This is a genomic window from Pseudoxanthomonas kaohsiungensis (assembly GCF_010211765.1).
Taxonomy (GTDB): Bacteria; Pseudomonadota; Gammaproteobacteria; order Xanthomonadales; family Xanthomonadaceae; genus Pseudoxanthomonas; species Pseudoxanthomonas kaohsiungensis.
Window position 1 is genome coordinate 112,271 of record NZ_PDWO01000004.1, and the last position, 17,112, is coordinate 129,382.

Sequence of the window (17,112 nt, forward strand, 5' to 3'; positions counted from 1 at the left end):
AGGTAATCACAATGTCCCTTTCCAACGAGCAGATCGTCGAAGCCATCGCCGGCAAGACCCTGATGGAAGTGATGGAGCTGGTCAAGGCCATCGAAGAGAAGTTCGGCGTCTCCGCCGCCGCCCCGGTCGCCGTGGCCGCCGGCCCGGCCGCCGCCGCCGCCCCGGTCGAGGAGCAGACCGAGTTCACCGTCGTGCTGAAGGCCGCCGGCGAGAAGAAGGTCGAGGTCATCAAGGCCGTCCGTGCCATCACCGGCCTGGGCCTGAAGGAAGCCAAGGACCTGGTCGAAGGCGCCCCGAAGGACGTCAAGGAAGGCGTGTCGAAGGACGACGCCGCCAAGTTCAAGAAGGACCTGGAAGCCGCCGGCGCGACCGTCGAGCTCAAGTAAGCGGCATCTTGCATCGCCGGCATACTCGGTGATGCGCGGAGGCTGGGGGCGGAAGCCCCCGGCCTTTGGTCGTTCCGGGGCTCCATGCCGCGGAATGGCGGAAACACCTCGAAAACCCAGCCTCACGCACATTGCGGAGCTGGTAGTCGGAAGTAGCGGGATAGGGCGTGCTGGTGCCGGCAATACCAGCGACTACCGACTGACAGCTTCATGTTCCCCCCGGTCCGCGGACGCGCGGCCCGCACTGCCAAAGGTGGTACATCCATGACGACGTATTCGTTCACCGAGAAGAAGCGCATCCGCAAGGATTTCGGCAAGCAGCGCTCGATCCTCGAGGTGCCCTTCCTGCTGGCCATCCAGGTCGATTCCTACCGGGACTTCCTGCAGGCCGACACCGATCCGGCCAAGCGCCGCGACCAGGGCCTGCACGCTGCCCTGAAGTCGGTGTTCCCGATCAGCAGCTACAGCGGCAATGCCGCGCTGGAATACGTCGGCTACAAGCTCGGCGAGCCGGTGTTCGACGAGCGCGAGTGCCGCAACCGCGGCCTGAGCTACGGCGCGCCGCTGCGCGTGACCGTGCGCCTGGTGATCTACGACCGCGAGTCGTCGACCAAGGCGATCAAGTACGTCAAGGAGCAGGAGGTCTACCTCGGCGAGATCCCGCTGATGACCGAGCACGGCACCTTCATCGTGAACGGCACCGAGCGCGTCATCGTCTCGCAGCTGCACCGTTCGCCGGGCGTGTTCTTCGACCACGACCGTGGCAAGACCCACAGCTCGGGCAAGCTGCTGTACAGCGCCCGCATCATCCCCTACCGCGGCTCCTGGCTGGACTTCGAGTTCGACCCGAAGGACGCGCTGTACACCCGCATCGACCGTCGCCGCAAGCTGCCGGTGACGATCCTGCTGCGCGCGCTGGGCTACAACAACGAAGAGATGCTGCGCGCGTTCTTCGAGATCAACACCTTCCACATCGACCCGAGCGAGGGCGTGCAGCTGGAGCTGGTGCCCGAGCGCCTGCGTGGCGAGACGCTGAACTTCGACCTGGCCGACGGCGAGAAGGTGATCGTCGAGGCCGGCAAGCGCATCACCGCGCGCCACGTGCGCCAGCTGGAGCAGTCGGGCATCACCGCCCTGGCCGTGCCGGACGAGTACCTGCTCGGCCGCATCGTGGCCCATGACGTCGTCGACGCGAACACCGGCGAGCTGCTGGCCAGCGCCAACGACGAGATCACCGACGAGCAGCTGGCCGCCTTCCGCAAGGCCGGTGTGGCCAGCGTGGGCACCCTGTGGGTCAACGACCTGGATCGTGGCCCGTACCTGTCCAACACCCTGCGCATTGACCCCAGCCGCACCCAGCTCGAAGCGCTGGTCGAGATCTACCGGATGATGCGTCCGGGCGAGCCGCCGACCAAGGAAGCGGCGCAGAACCTGTTCCACAACCTGTTCTTCACCTTCGAGCGCTACGACCTGTCGGCCGTGGGCCGGATGAAGTTCAACCGCCGCGTCGGCCGCAAGGACGTGCTCGGCCCGGCCGTGCTGTACGACTACAAGTACTTCGCCGAGCGCAACGACGAGGAATCCAAGCGCCTGGTCGCCGCCCAGGGCGAGACCTCCGACATCCTCGACGTGCTGCGCGTGCTGACCGAGATCCGCAACGGCCGCGGCGTGGTCGACGACATCGACCACCTGGGCAACCGCCGCGTGCGTTCGGTCGGCGAAATGGCCGAGAACGTGTTCCGCGTGGGCCTGGTCCGCGTCGAGCGCGCGGTCAAGGAAAGGCTGTCCATGGCCGAGTCCGAGGGCCTGACGCCGCAGGAGCTGATCAACGCCAAGCCGGTGGCGGCCGCGATCAAGGAGTTCTTCGGCTCCTCGCAGCTGTCGCAGTTCATGGACCAGAACAACCCGCTGTCGGAAGTCACCCACAAGCGCCGCGTGTCGGCTCTCGGCCCGGGCGGCCTGACCCGCGAGCGCGCCGGCTTCGAAGTGCGCGACGTGCACCCGACCCATTACGGTCGCGTCTGCACCATCGAGACCCCGGAAGGCCCGAACATCGGCCTGATCAACTCGCTGGCGGTGTTCGCCCGCACCAACCAGTACGGCTTCCTCGAGACGCCGTACCGCAAGGTCGTGGACGGCCGCATCACCGACGAGGTCGACTACCTGTCGGCGATCGAGGAGAACGAGTACGTCATCGCCCAGGTCAATGCCGCGCACGACAAGGGCGGCAAGCTGACCGAGGCGTTCGTGCCGGTCCGCCACCAGGGCGAGTCGCTGCTCAAGCCGCCGTCCGAGATCCACTACATGGACGTCTCGCCGATGCAGACCGTGTCGGTCGCCGCGGCGCTGGTTCCGTTCCTGGAGCACGACGACGCCAACCGCGCGCTGATGGGCGCCAACATGCAGCGCCAGGCCGTGCCGACGCTGCGTGCGCAGACCCCGCTGGTCGGTACCGGCATCGAGCGCGCCGTGGCGCGTGACTCGGGCGTGACCGTGAACGCGCGCCGTGGCGGCGTGATCGAACAGGTCGACGCCGGCCGCATCGTGGTCAAGGTCAACGAGTCGGAGATCTCCGGCGAGCATGACGCGGGCGTGGACATCTACACCCTGACCAAGTACACCCGCTCCAACCAGAACACCTGCATCAACCAGCGTCCGCTGGTGCACGTGGGTGACGTGGTGGCGCGCGGCGACGTGCTGGCCGACGGTCCGTCCACCGACATCGGCGAGCTGGCCCTGGGCCAGAACATGCTGATCGCCTTCATGCCGTGGAACGGCTACAACTTCGAGGACTCGATCCTGTTGTCGGAGCGCGTGGTCCAGGAAGACCGCTACACCACGATCCACATCGAGGAGCTGACCTGCGCGGCCCGCGACACCAAGCTGGGCCCGGAGGAGATCACCGCCGACATCCCGAACGTGTCCGAGCAGGCGCTCAACCGCCTGGACGAATCCGGCGTGGTGTACATCGGTGCCGAAGTGCGCGCCGGCGACATCCTGGTCGGCAAGGTCACGCCCAAGGGCGAGAGCCAGCTGACCCCGGAAGAGAAGCTGCTGCGCGCGATCTTCGGCGAGAAGGCTTCGGACGTTAAGGACAGCTCGCTGCGCGTGCCCCCGGGCATGGACGGCACGGTCATCGACGTGCAGGTCTTCACCCGCGACGGCATCGAGAAGGACAAGCGCGCCAAGCAGATCGAGGAAAGCGAGATCAAGCGCGTCAAGAAGGACTTCGACGACCAGTTCCGGATCCTGGAAGCGGCCATCTACGCGCGCCTGCGTTCGCAGATCGTCGGCAAGGTCGCCAACGGCGGCCCGGGCCTGAAGAAGGGCGACACCCTGACCGACGCGTACCTGGACGGCCTGAAGAAGGCCGACTGGTTCGCGCTGCGGATGAAGGACGAGGATGCCTCCGAGGCCATCGAGCGCGCGCAGAAGCAGATTGCTGCGCACGAGAAGGAGTTCGAGCGCCGCTTCGACGACAAGCGCGGCAAGATTACCCAGGGCGACGACCTCGCCCCGGGCGTGCTGAAGATGGTCAAGGTGTTCCTGGCCGTGAAGCGCCGCATCCAGCCGGGCGACAAGATGGCCGGCCGCCACGGCAACAAGGGCGTCGTTTCCAACGTCGTCCCGGTCGAGGACATGCCGTACATGGCCGACGGCAACTCGGTCGACATCTGCCTCAACCCGCTGGGCGTGCCGTCGCGCATGAACATCGGCCAGATCCTCGAGGTGCACCTGGGCTGGGCCGCGAAGGGCCTGGGCAAGCGCATCCAGAAGATGCTGGACCAGCAGCGCGCGGTGTCCGAGCTGCGCGAGTTCCTGGGCAAGGTCTACAACCACGACTCGGCCCTGGCCGGTGCACGCGTGGACCTTGGCCAGTTCAGCGACGAGGAGCTGCTGAACCTGGCGCAGAACCTGACCGGCGGCGTGCCGATGGCCACCCCGGTGTTCGACGGTGCGCACGAGGACGAGATCCGCAGCATGCTGGAGCTGGCTTATCCGGACGAGGATCCCGAAACGGCGCTGCTCGGCTTCAATGCCAGCAAGACCCAGATGCAGCTGCACGACGGCCGCACCGGCGAGCCCTTCGACCGCAAGACCACGGTCGGCTACATGCACTACCTGAAGCTGAACCACCTGGTCGACGACAAGATGCACGCCCGCTCCACCGGCCCGTACTCGCTCGTCACCCAGCAGCCGCTGGGCGGCAAGGCGCAGTTCGGCGGCCAGCGCTTCGGCGAGATGGAAGTCTGGGCGCTCGAGGCGTACGGCGCGGCCTACACCCTGCAGGAAATGCTGACGGTGAAGTCCGACGACGTGCAGGGCCGCAACCAGATGTACAAGAACATCGTCGACGGCAACCACGAGATGGTCGCCGGCATGCCGGAATCCTTCAACGTACTCGTGAAGGAAATCCGCTCGCTGGCCATCAACATGGAGTTGGAGGACGAGTAAGGCGCCAGGCGCCCCATCCCCCGGGATGGGGCGTCGCGATCCCCATCGACCCCTCGACCTGCCTTTACTCCTGACGGAGACACGAAATGAAAGACCTGCTCAACCTCTTCAACCAGCAGCGCCAGACGCTGGACTTCGACGCGATCAAGATCGCGCTGGCCTCGCCCGACCTGATCCGTTCGTGGTCCTTCGGCGAGGTGAAGAAGCCGGAGACGATCAACTACCGCACCTTCAAGCCGGAGCGCGACGGCCTGTTCTGCGCCGCCATCTTCGGCCCGATCAAGGACTACGAGTGCCTGTGCGGCAAGTACAAGCGCATGAAGCACCGCGGCGTGGTCTGCGAGAAGTGCGGCACGGAAGTGACCCTGGCCAAGGTGCGCCGCGAGCGCATGGGCCACATCGACCTGGCCTCGCCCGTCGCGCACATCTGGTTCCTCAAGTCGCTGCCCTCGCGCATCGGCCTGATGCTGGACATGACCCTGCGCGACATCGAGCGGATCCTGTACTTCGAGGCGTTCGTGGTCACCGAGCCGGGCCTGACCCCGCTCGAGCGCCGCCAGCTGCTCACCGAAGAGCAGTACCTCACCGCGCGCCAGGAGCACGGCGATGACTTCGACGCCGCGATGGGCGCCGAGGCGATCTACGAGCTGCTGCGCACCATCGACCTGCAGGCCGAGATGGCCCGCCTGCGCGAGGAGATCGCGGCCACCGGCTCGGAAACCAAGCTCAAGCGCCTGACCAAGCGGATCAAGCTGATCGAGGCGTTCATCGACTCCGGCAACCGCCCGGAGTGGATGGTCATGACCGTGCTGCCGGTGCTGCCGCCGGACCTGCGCCCGCTGGTCCCGCTGGATGGCGGCCGCTTCGCGACCTCCGACCTGAACGACCTGTACCGCCGCGTCATCAACCGTAACAACCGCCTGCGCCGCCTGCTGGAGCTCAACGCGCCCGACATCATCGTGCGCAACGAGAAGCGCATGCTGCAGGAGTCGGTGGACGCGCTGATGGACAACGGCCGCCGCGGCCGCGCCATCACCGGCACCAACAAGCGCCCGCTCAAGTCGCTGGCCGACATGATCAAGGGCAAGCAGGGCCGCTTCCGCCAGAACCTGCTCGGCAAGCGCGTCGACTACTCGGGCCGTTCGGTCATCGTGGTCGGTCCGTACCTGCGGCTGCACCAGTGCGGTCTGCCGAAGAAGATGGCGCTGGAGCTGTTCAAGCCGTTCGTTTTCGCCAAGCTGCAGCGTCGCGGCCTGGCCACCACGATCAAGGCCGCCAAGAAGCTGGTCGAGCGCGAAGAGGCCGAGGTGTGGGACATCCTCGAAGAGGTGATCCGCGAGCACCCGGTGCTGCTGAACCGCGCCCCGACCCTGCACCGCCTGGGCATCCAGGCGTTCGAGCCGGTGCTGATCGAGGGCAAGGCCATCCAGCTGCACCCGCTGGTCTGCACCGCGTTCAACGCCGACTTCGACGGTGACCAGATGGCCGTGCACGTCCCGCTGAGCCTGGAGGCCCAGCTGGAAGCGCGCGCGCTGATGATGTCCACCAACAACATCCTGTCGCCCGCCAACGGCGAGCCGATCATCGTGCCGTCGCAGGACGTGGTGCTCGGCCTGTACTACATGACCCGCGCCCTGGAGAACAAGAAGGGCGAAGGCATGGCGTTCGCCAGCGTCGCCGAGGTCAAGCGCGCCTACGACAACCGCGTGGTCGAGCTGCACGCCAAGGTCAAGGTCCGCATCGCCGAGGTGGCCACCGACGAGGCCGGCAACAAGCAGAAGTCGACGTCGATCGTGGAGACCACGGTCGGGCGCGCGCTGCTGGCCGACATCCTGCCGGAGGGCCTGCCGTTCGCCCTGGCCAACACCGAGTTGAACAAGAAGGCGATCTCGCGCCTGATCAACTCGTGCTACCGCCAGCTCGGCCTGAAGGACACGGTCGTGTTCGCCGACCAGCTGATGTACACGGGTTTCGCCTTCGCGACCCGCGCCGGCGTGTCGATCGGCATCGACGACATGCTGATTCCCGACGAGAAGAAGGGCATCCTGACCGAGGCCGAGGCCGAGGTGCTGGAGATCCAGGAGCAGTACCAGAGCGGCCTGGTCACCGCCGGCGAGCGCTACAACAAGGTGGTCGACATCTGGTCGCGCACCAACGAGCGCATCGCCAAGGCGATGATGGACACCATCGGCACCGACCGGGTGATCAACGCCAAGGGCGAGGAGATCGGCGAGAAGTCGATGAACTCGCTCTACATCATGGCCGACTCCGGCGCCCGCGGTTCGCAGGCGCAGATCCGCCAGCTGGCCGGCATGCGCGGCCTGATGGCCCGTCCGGACGGCTCGATCATCGAGACGCCCATCAAGGCGAACTTCCGCGAAGGCCTCAACGTGCAGGAGTACTTCAACTCCACCCACGGTGCCCGCAAGGGTCTGGCTGACACCGCGCTGAAGACCGCCAACTCCGGTTACCTGACCCGTCGACTGGTCGACGTGGCCCAGGACGTGGTCATCACCGAGGTCGACTGCGGCACTTCGCACGGCCTGACCATGACCCCGATCGTGGAAGGCGGCGACGTGGTCGAGCCGCTGCGCGATCGCGTGCTCGGTCGCGTCGTGGCCGAGGACGTGTTTCTGCCGGGCAACGACGAGGATCCGATCGTCACGCGCAACACCCTGCTTGACGAGGCGTGGGTGCAGAAGCTGGAAGACGCCGGCGTGCAGTCGATCAAGGTGCGCTCGACGATCACCTGCGAATCGGGCTTCGGCGTCTGCGCCCAGTGCTACGGCCGTGACCTGGCGCGTGGCCACATCGTCAACATCGGCGAAGCGGTCGGCGTCATCGCTGCCCAGTCGATCGGCGAGCCGGGCACCCAGCTGACCATGCGTACGTTCCACATCGGTGGCGCGGCTTCGCGTGCGGCGGCGGTCGACAACATCACGGTCAAGACCACCGGTTCGGTCAAGTTCAACAACCTCAAGTCCGTCGCGCATTCGGCAGGCCACCTGGTCGCGGTGTCGCGTTCGGGCGAGATTTCCGTGCTTGACCCGCACGGCCGCGAGCGCGAGCGTTACAAGCTGCCCTACGGCGCGACCATCACCGTCAAGGACGGTGCCGAGGTCAAGGCCGGGCAGTCGGTCGCCAACTGGGATCCGCACAACCACCCGATCGTCTCGGAAGTGGCCGGTTTCATCCGCTTCGTCGACTTCATCGATGGCGTCACCGTCATCGAGAAGACCGACGAGCTGACCGGCCTGGCCTCGCGCGAGATCACCGATCCGAAGCGCCGCGGCTCGCAGGGCAAGGACCTGCGCCCGCTGGTCCGCATCATCGACAAGGACGGCAAGGACCTGACCATCCCGGGCACCGACCTGCCGGCGCAGTACCTGCTGCCGCCGCGCTCGCTGGTGAACCTGCAGGACGGCGCGCCGGTCGGCGTGGGCGACGTGGTCGCCAAGATCCCGCAGGAAGCCTCCAAGACCCGCGACATCACCGGCGGTCTGCCGCGCGTGGCCGACCTGTTCGAGGCGCGCAAGCCGAAGGATCCGGCGATCCTGGCCGAGCGTTCGGGCGTGGTCAGCTTCGGCAAGGACACCAAGGGCAAGCAGCGCCTGATCATCAAGGACAACGAGGGCGGCGAGCACGAGGAGCTGATCCCGAAGTACCGCCAGATCATCGTGTTCGAAGGCGAGCACGTGACCAAGGGCGAGACCGTGGTGGACGGCGAGCCGAGCCCGCAGGACATCCTGCGCCTGCTGGGCATCGAGCCGCTGGCCGCGTACCTGGTGAAGGAAATCCAGGACGTCTACCGCCTGCAGGGCGTCAAGATCAACGACAAGCACATCGAGGTCATCACCCGGCAGATGCTGCGCAAGGTCGAGATCACCGACCAGGGCGACAGCAAGTTCCTCAACGGCGAGCAGGTGGAGCGCCAGCGCGTCATCGAGGAGAACGTACGCCTGGCAGGCCGCAACGAGCTGCCGGCCAAGTTCGACCCGGTGCTGCTGGGCATCACCAAGGCCTCGCTGGCGACCGAGTCGTTCATCTCCGCGGCGTCCTTCCAGGAAACCACCCGCGTGCTGACCGAGGCCGCCGTCCGCGGCACCCGCGACAGCCTGCGTGGCCTGAAGGAAAACGTGATCGTCGGCCGCCTGATCCCGGCCGGTACCGGCCTGGCGTACCACAGCCAGCGCCGCCGCAGCGCAACGGGTCTCACCGAGGCTGAGATGAATGCGCTGTCCGGCGCTTCCGAGCCGGCCCCGGCTCCGGTCGCGGCGGTGGTCGAGGCCGTCGACGGCGAGGACGCGTCCGAGGCGTGATCACCGGCCGGGCCTAATCCCGGCTAACAAGAGGCGGGGAAGGACCCCCGCCGATCCGCCTACGCGCACCGGGTCGACCGGGGCCGCGGGCGGCGGGCCAGGGATGGGGTCGGTTGACGCAGTTTCCGGCCGGCCGCTATACTCTCCTGTCTCGGCAGGCCGTCCTTCGGCCTGCCGTCGTTTTCACGTACCGGCTCCGGCTTGCGGAGCCCCAAGCAGAAGAACCTTACCAATGGCGACAATCAACCAGCTGGTCCGCAAGCCGCGGCAGGCGGAAACCTACAAGAGTGCCTCGCCGGCGCTCGAGAAGTGCCCGCAGCGTCGTGGCGTTTGCACGCGCGTGTACACCACCACCCCGAAGAAGCCGAACTCGGCCCTGCGCAAGGTCGCCAAGGTCCGCCTGACCAATGGCTACGAGGTCATCTCGTACATCGGCGGCGAAGGCCACAACCTGCAGGAGCACTCGGTCGTCCTGATCCGCGGTGGCCGCGTCAAGGACCTTCCCGGTGTCCGTTACCACACCGTCCGCGGTTCGCTTGACGCCGCTGGCGTGACCAAGCGTCGCCAGGGCCGTTCGAAGTACGGCGCCAAGCGCCCGAAGAGCTGATTGAGGAAGCCCGACAATGTCCCGTAAAGGTTCCACCCCCCAGCGCGCCGTCCTTCCCGATCCGAAGCACGGGAGCGAGACCATCGCCCGCTTCATCAACATGGTGATGAAGAGCGGCAAGAAGTCGATCGCCGAGAACATCGTGTACGACGCGATGGACGTGATCGGCGAGAAGAATCCCAACGCCATCGAGCTGGTGCAGAAGGCGCTGGACAACGTTTCGCCGTCGGTCGAGGTGAAGTCGCGTCGTGTTGGCGGCGCTACCTACCAGGTGCCGGTCGAAGTACGTTCGTCCCGCCGCCTGGCCCTGTCCATGCGCTGGCTGATCGATTCCGCCCGCAAGCGCGGCGAGAACACGATGGCCCGCAAGCTGGCCGCCGAGCTGATCGACGCGTCGGAAAACCGCGGTGGCGCGATCAAGAAGCGCGAAGAAACCCACCGCATGGCCGAGGCCAACAAGGCCTTCGCGCACTACCGCTGGTAATGCCGCCGGGCCCGTGATCGGGCCCGAGCGACCAGCCCGGGCGGCGCGGCAGGCTCCGCGCCCCCGTATCCCGGAAGCCGGCGCCGAGCGCCGCTCCGCCATCGAAAGCCCCAAGCAAACGAGAGACTCCCGTGGCTCGCACCACTCCCATCGAGCGTTACCGCAACTTCGGCATCATGGCCCACATCGATGCCGGCAAGACCACGACGTCCGAGCGCATCCTGTTCTACACCGGCAAGAGCCACAAGATCGGTGAAGTGCACGATGGCGCCGCGACCATGGACTGGATGGAGCAGGAGCAGGAGCGTGGCATCACGATCCAGTCCGCCGCCACGACCGCGTTCTGGAAGGGCATGGACAAGTCCCTGCCCGAGCACCGCTTCAACATCATCGACACCCCCGGGCACGTCGACTTCACCATCGAAGTCGAGCGTTCGCTGCGCGTGCTCGACGGCGCGGTGTTCGTGCTGTGCGCCGTGGGCGGCGTGCAGCCGCAGTCGGAAACCGTGTGGCGCCAGGCCAACAAGTACCACGTGCCGCGCATCGCGTTCGTCAACAAGATGGACCGCACCGGCGCCAACTTCTACAAGGTCCGCGACCAGCTGAAGTCGCGCCTGGGCGCCGTTGCCGTGCCCATGCAGGTGCCGATCGGTGCCGAGGACGGCTTCGAGGGCGTGGTCGACCTGCTCAAGATGAAGGCCATCCACTGGGATGCAGCCTCGCAGGGCCTGAACTTCGAGTATCGCGACATCCCGGCCGACCTGGTTGCGAAGGCCGAGGAAGAGCGCGCCTTCATGGTCGAGTCCGCGGCCGAAGCCAGCGAAGAGCTGATGAACAAGTACCTCGAGGGCGGAGACCTGACCGAGGAAGAGATCATCGGCGGCCTGCGCGAGCGCACGCTGAAGACCGAGATCGTGCCGATGTTCTGCGGCTCGGCGTTCAAGAACAAGGGCGTTCAGGCCATGCTGGACGGCGTGGTCAGCCTGCTGCCGTCGCCGGTCGACGTGCCGCCGGTGAAGGGCGTCGACGTCGACGACGAGACCAAGGAGCTGACCCGCGAGTCCAGCGACAAGGCTCCGTTCTCGGCGCTCGCGTTCAAGATCATGACCGACCCGTTCGTCGGCTCGCTGACCTTCTTCCGCGTCTATTCCGGCACGCTGAACGCCGGCGACGCCGTGCTGAATTCGGTCAAGGGCAAGAAGGAGCGTATCGGCCGACTGCTGCAGATGCACTCCAACAATCGCGACGAGATCAAGGAAGTGCTGGCCGGCGACATCGCCGCGGCCGTCGGCCTGAAGGACGTCACCACCGGCGACACCCTGTGCTCGCAGGACGCGCCGATCGTGCTGGAGCGCATGGCGTTCCCGGAGCCGGTGATTTCCATGGCGGTCGAGCCGAAGACCAAGTCCGACCAGGAAAAGATGGGCATCGCCCTGGGCCGCCTGGCCCAGGAAGACCCGTCGTTCCGCGTGCGCACCGACGAAGAGTCCGGCCAGACCATCATCTCGGGCATGGGCGAGCTGCACCTGGACATCATCGTTGACCGCATGAAGCGCGAGTTCAACGTCGAGGCCAACGTCGGCAAGCCGCAGGTGGCGTATCGCGAAACGATCCGCCTGAGCGACGTCAAGTCGGACTACAAGCACGCCAAGCAGTCGGGCGGCAAGGGCCAGTACGGCCACGTCGTCATCGAGCTGTCGCCGCTGACCGCCGAGGATCGCGAGAAGTACGCGGCCGACATCAAGGACGATTTCCTGTTCCTCAACGAGATCACCGGCGGCGTCATTCCGAAGGAGTTCATTCCCTCGGTCGAGAAGGGCATGCGCGAGACCATCACCAGCGGTCCGCTGGCCGGCTTCCCGGTCGTGGGCGTGAAGGCCAAGCTCGTGTTCGGTTCGTACCACGACGTCGACTCGTCGGAAATGGCATTCAAGCTGGCCGCCTCGATGGCGTTCAAGCAGGGCTTCGCCAAGGCCAAGCCGGTGCTGCTGGAGCCGATCATGAAGGTCGAAATCGTCAGCCCGGAGGATTACCTGGGCGACGTGATGGGCGACGTGAGCCGCCGCCGCGGCGTGCTGCAGGGCCAGGACGAAAGCCCGTCGGGCAAGATCATCAACGCGATGATCCCGCTGGGCGAGATGTTCGGCTACGCGACCACCCTGCGTTCCATGAGCCAGGGCCGCGCGACCTTCTCGATGGAGTTCGACCATTACGAAGAAGCGCCGAACAACATCGCCGAGACGGTTATCAAGAAGGCATGACGTGTGCGCCCCTCCATGGGCGCGAATATCAGGAAGCGGCCATCCGTGGCCGCACTTCTCAAGAAAATCCAGTTCAAGAGGCATAGACAATGGCCAAGGGTAAGTTCGAGCGCACCAAGCCCCACGTGAACGTGGGCACGATCGGTCACGTTGACCATGGCAAGACGACGCTGACGGCGGCGCTGACGAAGATCGGCGCGGAGCGTTTTGGCGGCGAGTTCAAGGCGTACGACGCGATCGACGCGGCGCCGGAAGAGAAGGCGCGCGGCATCACGATTTCGACGGCGCACGTGGAATACGAATCGGCCACGCGCCACTACGCGCACGTGGACTGCCCGGGCCACGCCGACTACGTGAAGAACATGATCACCGGTGCGGCGCAGATGGACGGTGCGATCCTGGTGTGCTCGGCCGCCGACGGCCCGATGCCGCAGACGCGCGAGCACATCCTGCTGTCGCGCCAGGTGGGCGTGCCGTACATCGTGGTCTTCCTGAACAAGGCGGACATGGTGGACGACGCCGAGCTGCTGGAGCTGGTGGAGATGGAAGTCCGCGAGCTGCTGAGCAAGTACGAGTTCCCGGGCGACGACACCCCGATCATCTCGGGTTCGGCGCGCCTGGCGCTGGAAGGCGACCAGAGCGAGATCGGCGTGCCGGCGATCCTGAAGCTGGTGGACGCGCTGGACAGCTGGATTCCGCTGCCGGAGCGCGACATCGACAAGCCGTTCCTGATGCCGGTGGAAGACGTGTTCTCGATTTCGGGCCGCGGCACCGTGGTGACCGGCCGCATCGAGCGCGGCATCATCAAGGTGGGCGACGAAATCGAGATCGTGGGCATCCGTCCGACGCAGAAGACCACGGTCACCGGCGTGGAGATGTTCCGCAAGCTGCTGGACCAGGGCCAGGCGGGCGACAACGCGGGCCTGCTGCTGCGCGGCACCAAGCGTGACGACGTGGAGCGTGGCCAGGTGCTGGCCAAGCCGGGTTCGATCACCCCGCACACCGAGTTCGAGGCCGAGGTGTACGTGCTGTCGAAGGACGAGGGCGGCCGCCACACCCCGTTCTTCAAGGGCTACCGCCCGCAGTTCTACTTCCGCACCACCGACATCACCGGCGCGGTTCAGCTGCCGGAGGGTGTGGAGATGGTGATGCCGGGCGACAACGTGAAGATGGTGGTCACGCTGATCAACCCGGTGGCGATGGACGAAGGCCTGCGCTTCGCGATCCGCGAGGGCGGCCGCACCGTCGGCGCCGGCGTCGTGGCCAAGATCATCAAGTAATTCAGCAAGTTACAGGCGCCGCCCCCTGGGTGGGCGGCCGCCTTACAGCGAAAAGAGGCACAGGAAGTGCCTCGTGTTCGCCGGACAGGGAAGGGTCGCGTGACGTTACGCGCGTAGCAGCCTCACAGGCTGTTGACGCGCATGTTTACGCGTTCTATACTTTTCCGTCTGGGCAGGCCGGCTTGCTGGTCTGCCCGCGCTTTTGGGGCCGGATGGCCCTGGCCGGAATCGTCGCCGATGCGCGGCCGAAGTCTTACGAACCATATCGGGGCAGGCATCCCAGAGGCCTAGCCCGTCGCTCTTTTAACGAAGGAACTCCGTCATGGCGGACCAAAAGATCCGGATTCGGCTCAAGGCGTTCGATCATCGTCTGATCGACCGTTCGGCCAGCGAGATCGTCGAGACGGCCAAGAGGACCGGCGCGCAGGTGCGTGGCCCGATCCCGCTGCCGACCAAGATCGAACGTTACACCGTTCTCGTCTCCCCGCATGCCGACAAGGATGCGCGTGACCAGTACGAGACCCGCACGCACAAGCGCGTGCTCGACATCGTCGACCCCAACGACAAGACCGTGGACGCGCTGATGAAGCTCGAGCTCGCGGCTGGCGTCGACGTCCAGATCAAGCTCGCCTGAGGAATGCCGACATGACGAAGAAGTATTCGTTGGGTCTGGTCGGCCGCAAGGCCGGCATGAGCCGCGTGTTCACCGACGATGGTCGTTCCATCCCGGTGACGCTGATCGAGGCCACCCCGAACCGCATCACCCAGATCAAGACCGTCGAAGCCGATGGTTACAGCGCCGTCCAGGTGACGACCGGCTCGCGCCGCGCCGCGCTGGTCAACAAGCCGCTGGCCGGCCATTACGCCAAGGCCAAGGTCGAAGCCGGCCGTGGCCTGTGGGAGTTCCGCGTCGCCGACGACAAGCTCGGTGACTTCGCCATCGGAGGCGAGATCAAGGCCGACATCTTCGAAGTCGGCCAGATCGTCGACGTCCAGGGCGTGACCAAGGGCAAGGGCTTCCAGGGCACGATCAAGCGCCACAACTTCACCATGGGCGACGCCACCCACGGTAACTCGCTGTCGCATCGGTCGCCGGGTTCGATCGGCCAGCGCCAGACGCCGGGTCGCGTGTTCCCGGGCAAGAAGATGTCCGGTCACATGGGTGCCGAAACCCAGAGTGCGCAGAACCTCGAAGTGGTGCGCGTCGATGCCGAGCGCGGCCTGATCGCCGTTCGCGGCGCCGTCCCGGGTGCCCCGGGTGGCGACGTGGTCGTGCGCCCGGCGAGCAAGGCGTAAGGAGAATCACGATGGAACTCACCATTACGGGTAGCGCCAACAAGCTGTCGGTCTCCGACGAAGTGTTCGGCCGCGATTTCAGCGAGGACCTGGTCCACCAGGTCGTCGTCGCCTACCGCAACGCCGGCCGTTCCGGCACCAAGGCGCAGAAGACCCGCGCCGAGGTCAACGGCACCACCAAGAAGTCCAAGAAGCAGAAGGGCGGCGGCGCGCGTCACGGCGCCCTGACGGCCCCGATCTTCGTCGGCGGCGGCGTGACCTTCGCGGCCAAGCCGCGCAGCTTCGCGCAGAAGGTCAACCGCAAGCAGTACCGCGCCGCGATGGCCGCGATCCTGTCCGAGCTGAACCGCCAGGGCCGTCTGAAGGTCGTCGAGTCGTTCGACGTCGAGACCGTGAAGACCAAGGGCCTGATCGAGAAGCTGGCCGGTTTCGACCTGGGCAAGCGCCCGCTGATCGTCACCGAGGATGCCTCCGAGAACCTGTTCCTGTCGGCCCGCAACCTGCCGTACGTGCAGGTCCGCGACGTGCAGGGGCTCGATCCGGTCGCACTGGTCGGCGCCGATTCCGTGCTGATCACCGCCGATGCGGTCAAGAAGGTCGAGGAGTGGCTGGCATGAGCGCCAACGAGAAAGTTTTCAGCGTGCTGCTCGCGCCGCGCGTGTCCGAAAAGACCGCGCGCTTGCAGGAGGTCAGCAACCAGTACGTGTTCGAGGTTTCGAGCGACGCCACCAAGGCCGACGTCAAGGCCGCCGTGGAGAAGCTGTTCGACGTGAAGGTCGAGTCGGTCAACGTCGTCAACGTGAAGGGCAAGAACAAGTCCTTCCGCTTCCGTTCCGGTCGCCGCGGCGACTGGCGTAAGGCGTACGTGCGCCTGGCCGATGGCCAGAGCATCGACGTGTCCGCCAAGGCCTGAGGGTAAACCCATGCCATTGATGAAATTCAAGCCCACCTCTGCCGGCCGCCGCTCCGCGGTCCGCGTGGTCACGCCCGACCTGCACAAGGGTGCTCCGCACGCCGCGCTGGTCGAGAAGCAGAGCAAGTCCGGTGGCCGCAACCACCACGGCCGCATCACGACCCGCCACGTCGGCGGCGGCCACAAGCAGCACTACCGCCTGATCGACTTCAAGCGCAACAAGGAAGGCATCGTCGCGCGCGTCGAGCGGATCGAGTACGACCCGAACCGCACCGCGCACATCGCCCTGCTGTGCTACGCCGACGGCGAGCGCCGCTACATCATCGCGCCGAAGGGCCTGAAGGCTGGCGACCAGGTGATCGCCGGTTCCGACGCCCCGATCAAGGCCGGCAACACCCTGCCGCTGCGCAACGTCCCGGTCGGTACGACGGTGCATTGCATCGAGCTGAAGCCGGGCAAGGGCGCCCAGATCGCCCGCGCCGCCGGTGCCGGCGTGCAGCTGGTGGCCCGCGAGGCCGGTTACGCGCTGCTCCGCCTGCGTTCGGGCGAGATGCGCAAGGTGCCGGTCGAGTGCCGCGCCACCATCGGCGAAGTCGGCAACGACGAGCACAATCTGGAGAAGCTGGGCAAGGCTGGCGCCAAGCGCTGGCGTGGCGTGCGCCCGACCGTTCGCGGCGCGGCCATGAACCCGGTCGACCACCCGCACGGCGGTGGTGAGGCCAAGGCCGGCCAGGGCAACCCGCACCCGGTCACCCCGTGGGGCGTGCCGACCAAGGGTTACAAGACGCGCAAGAACAAGCGCACCCAGCAGTTCATCGTGCGCGATCGCAGGAGCTAATCGGCCATGCCACGTTCCCTCAAGAAAGGCCCGTTCGTCGATCACCACCTCGTCAAGAAGGTGGAAGCCGCGGGCGGCACCAAGAAGCCGATCAAGACCTGGTCGCGCCGTTCCATGATCCTGCCGGAAATGGTGGGGTTCACGATCGCTGTGCATAACGGCAAGAACCATGTTCCGGTCCTCGTGAACGAGAACATGGTCGGCCACAAGCTCGGCGAGTTTGCCGTCACCCGGACCTTCAAGGGTCACGGCGGCGACAAGAAGTCGAAGTAA

Annotated in this window: 13 protein-coding genes; all 13 read left to right on the top strand. The window is 66.2% G+C overall.

The window, feature by feature from the left end; all coding sequences use genetic code 11:
• Positions 1 to 11: 11 nt before the first annotated feature.
• The 13 genes from rplL to rpsS all read left to right on the top strand — a co-directional run bounded on the left by rplL (position 12) and on the right by rpsS (position 17,112).
• Entirely contained in the window at positions 12 to 386 is a 375-nt protein-coding gene (gene rplL / locus CSC66_RS06165) for a 50S ribosomal protein L7/L12 (RefSeq protein WP_162376517.1), read from the top strand.
• Between the two features lie 264 nt (positions 387 to 650).
• Entirely contained in the window at positions 651 to 4,841 is a 4,191-nt protein-coding gene (rpoB, locus tag CSC66_RS06170; RefSeq protein ID WP_162376518.1) for a DNA-directed RNA polymerase subunit beta, read from the top strand.
• An 86-nt stretch (positions 4,842 to 4,927) separates the two neighbouring features.
• Entirely contained in the window at positions 4,928 to 9,160 is a 4,233-nt protein-coding gene (gene rpoC / locus CSC66_RS06175) for a DNA-directed RNA polymerase subunit beta' (protein WP_162376519.1), read from the top strand.
• Positions 9,161 to 9,392: 232 nt separating this feature from the next.
• Positions 9,393 to 9,767 carry a 30S ribosomal protein S12 gene (gene rpsL, locus CSC66_RS06180; RefSeq protein WP_013536001.1) on the top strand — a complete coding sequence of 125 codons (375 nt, stop codon included), beginning with the start codon at positions 9,393 to 9,395 and terminating at the stop codon, positions 9,765 to 9,767.
• A 16-nt stretch (positions 9,768 to 9,783) separates the two neighbouring features.
• Positions 9,784 to 10,251, top strand: a complete 468-nt coding sequence (gene rpsG / locus CSC66_RS06185; RefSeq protein ID WP_052630561.1) for a 30S ribosomal protein S7 — start codon at positions 9,784 to 9,786, stop codon at positions 10,249 to 10,251.
• Positions 10,252 to 10,382: 131 nt separating this feature from the next.
• Positions 10,383 to 12,512 carry an elongation factor G gene (gene fusA, locus CSC66_RS06190; RefSeq protein ID WP_162376520.1) on the top strand — a complete coding sequence of 710 codons (2,130 nt, stop codon included), beginning with the start codon at positions 10,383 to 10,385 and terminating at the stop codon, positions 12,510 to 12,512.
• 89 nt (positions 12,513 to 12,601) lie between these two features.
• The gene (gene tuf, locus CSC66_RS06195) at positions 12,602 to 13,792 is read left to right on the top strand and encodes an elongation factor Tu (RefSeq protein WP_162376521.1); all 1,191 of its coding nucleotides are present in this window, start codon (positions 12,602 to 12,604) and stop codon (positions 13,790 to 13,792) included.
• 322 nt (positions 13,793 to 14,114) lie between these two features.
• On the top strand, positions 14,115 to 14,426 hold the full coding sequence (rpsJ, locus tag CSC66_RS06200; RefSeq protein ID WP_052630556.1) for a 30S ribosomal protein S10: 312 nt from the start codon (positions 14,115 to 14,117) through the stop codon (positions 14,424 to 14,426).
• 11 nt (positions 14,427 to 14,437) lie between these two features.
• The gene (rplC, locus tag CSC66_RS06205; protein ID WP_162376522.1) at positions 14,438 to 15,088 is read left to right on the top strand and encodes a 50S ribosomal protein L3; all 651 of its coding nucleotides are present in this window, start codon (positions 14,438 to 14,440) and stop codon (positions 15,086 to 15,088) included.
• An 11-nt stretch (positions 15,089 to 15,099) separates the two neighbouring features.
• Positions 15,100 to 15,705 (top strand): 50S ribosomal protein L4, encoded by a 606-nt coding sequence (gene rplD, locus CSC66_RS06210; protein WP_162376523.1) that lies wholly within the window; start codon positions 15,100 to 15,102, stop codon positions 15,703 to 15,705.
• Entirely contained in the window at positions 15,702 to 16,001 is a 300-nt protein-coding gene (gene rplW / locus CSC66_RS06215; protein WP_162376524.1) for a 50S ribosomal protein L23, read from the top strand. Before rplD ends, rplW begins: the two co-directional genes overlap by 4 nt.
• A 10-nt stretch (positions 16,002 to 16,011) precedes the next feature.
• On the top strand, positions 16,012 to 16,839 hold the full coding sequence (rplB, locus tag CSC66_RS06220) for a 50S ribosomal protein L2 (protein WP_162376525.1): 828 nt from the start codon (positions 16,012 to 16,014) through the stop codon (positions 16,837 to 16,839).
• A 6-nt stretch (positions 16,840 to 16,845) separates the two neighbouring features.
• The gene (gene rpsS, locus CSC66_RS06225; RefSeq protein ID WP_052630548.1) at positions 16,846 to 17,112 is read left to right on the top strand and encodes a 30S ribosomal protein S19; all 267 of its coding nucleotides are present in this window, start codon (positions 16,846 to 16,848) and stop codon (positions 17,110 to 17,112) included.

Bases quoted from the DNA above. Each gene is read 5' to 3' on its own strand.
- rplL (WP_162376517.1), top strand. From the start codon at position 12: ATGTCCCTTTCCAACGAGCAGATCGTCGAAGCCATCGCCGGCAAGACC.
- rpoB (WP_162376518.1), top strand. From the start codon at position 651: ATGACGACGTATTCGTTCACCGAGAAGAAGCGCATCCGCAAGGATTTC.
- rpoC (WP_162376519.1), top strand. From the start codon at position 4,928: ATGAAAGACCTGCTCAACCTCTTCAACCAGCAGCGCCAGACGCTGGAC.
- rpsL (WP_013536001.1), top strand. From the start codon at position 9,393: ATGGCGACAATCAACCAGCTGGTCCGCAAGCCGCGGCAGGCGGAAACC.
- rpsG (WP_052630561.1), top strand. From the start codon at position 9,784: ATGTCCCGTAAAGGTTCCACCCCCCAGCGCGCCGTCCTTCCCGATCCG.
- tuf (WP_162376521.1), top strand. From the start codon at position 12,602: ATGGCCAAGGGTAAGTTCGAGCGCACCAAGCCCCACGTGAACGTGGGC.
- rpsJ (WP_052630556.1), top strand. From the start codon at position 14,115: ATGGCGGACCAAAAGATCCGGATTCGGCTCAAGGCGTTCGATCATCGT.
- rplC (WP_162376522.1), top strand. From the start codon at position 14,438: ATGACGAAGAAGTATTCGTTGGGTCTGGTCGGCCGCAAGGCCGGCATG.
- rplD (WP_162376523.1), top strand. From the start codon at position 15,100: ATGGAACTCACCATTACGGGTAGCGCCAACAAGCTGTCGGTCTCCGAC.
- rplW (WP_162376524.1), top strand. From the start codon at position 15,702: ATGAGCGCCAACGAGAAAGTTTTCAGCGTGCTGCTCGCGCCGCGCGTG.
- rplB (WP_162376525.1), top strand. From the start codon at position 16,012: ATGCCATTGATGAAATTCAAGCCCACCTCTGCCGGCCGCCGCTCCGCG.
- rpsS (WP_052630548.1), top strand. From the start codon at position 16,846: ATGCCACGTTCCCTCAAGAAAGGCCCGTTCGTCGATCACCACCTCGTC.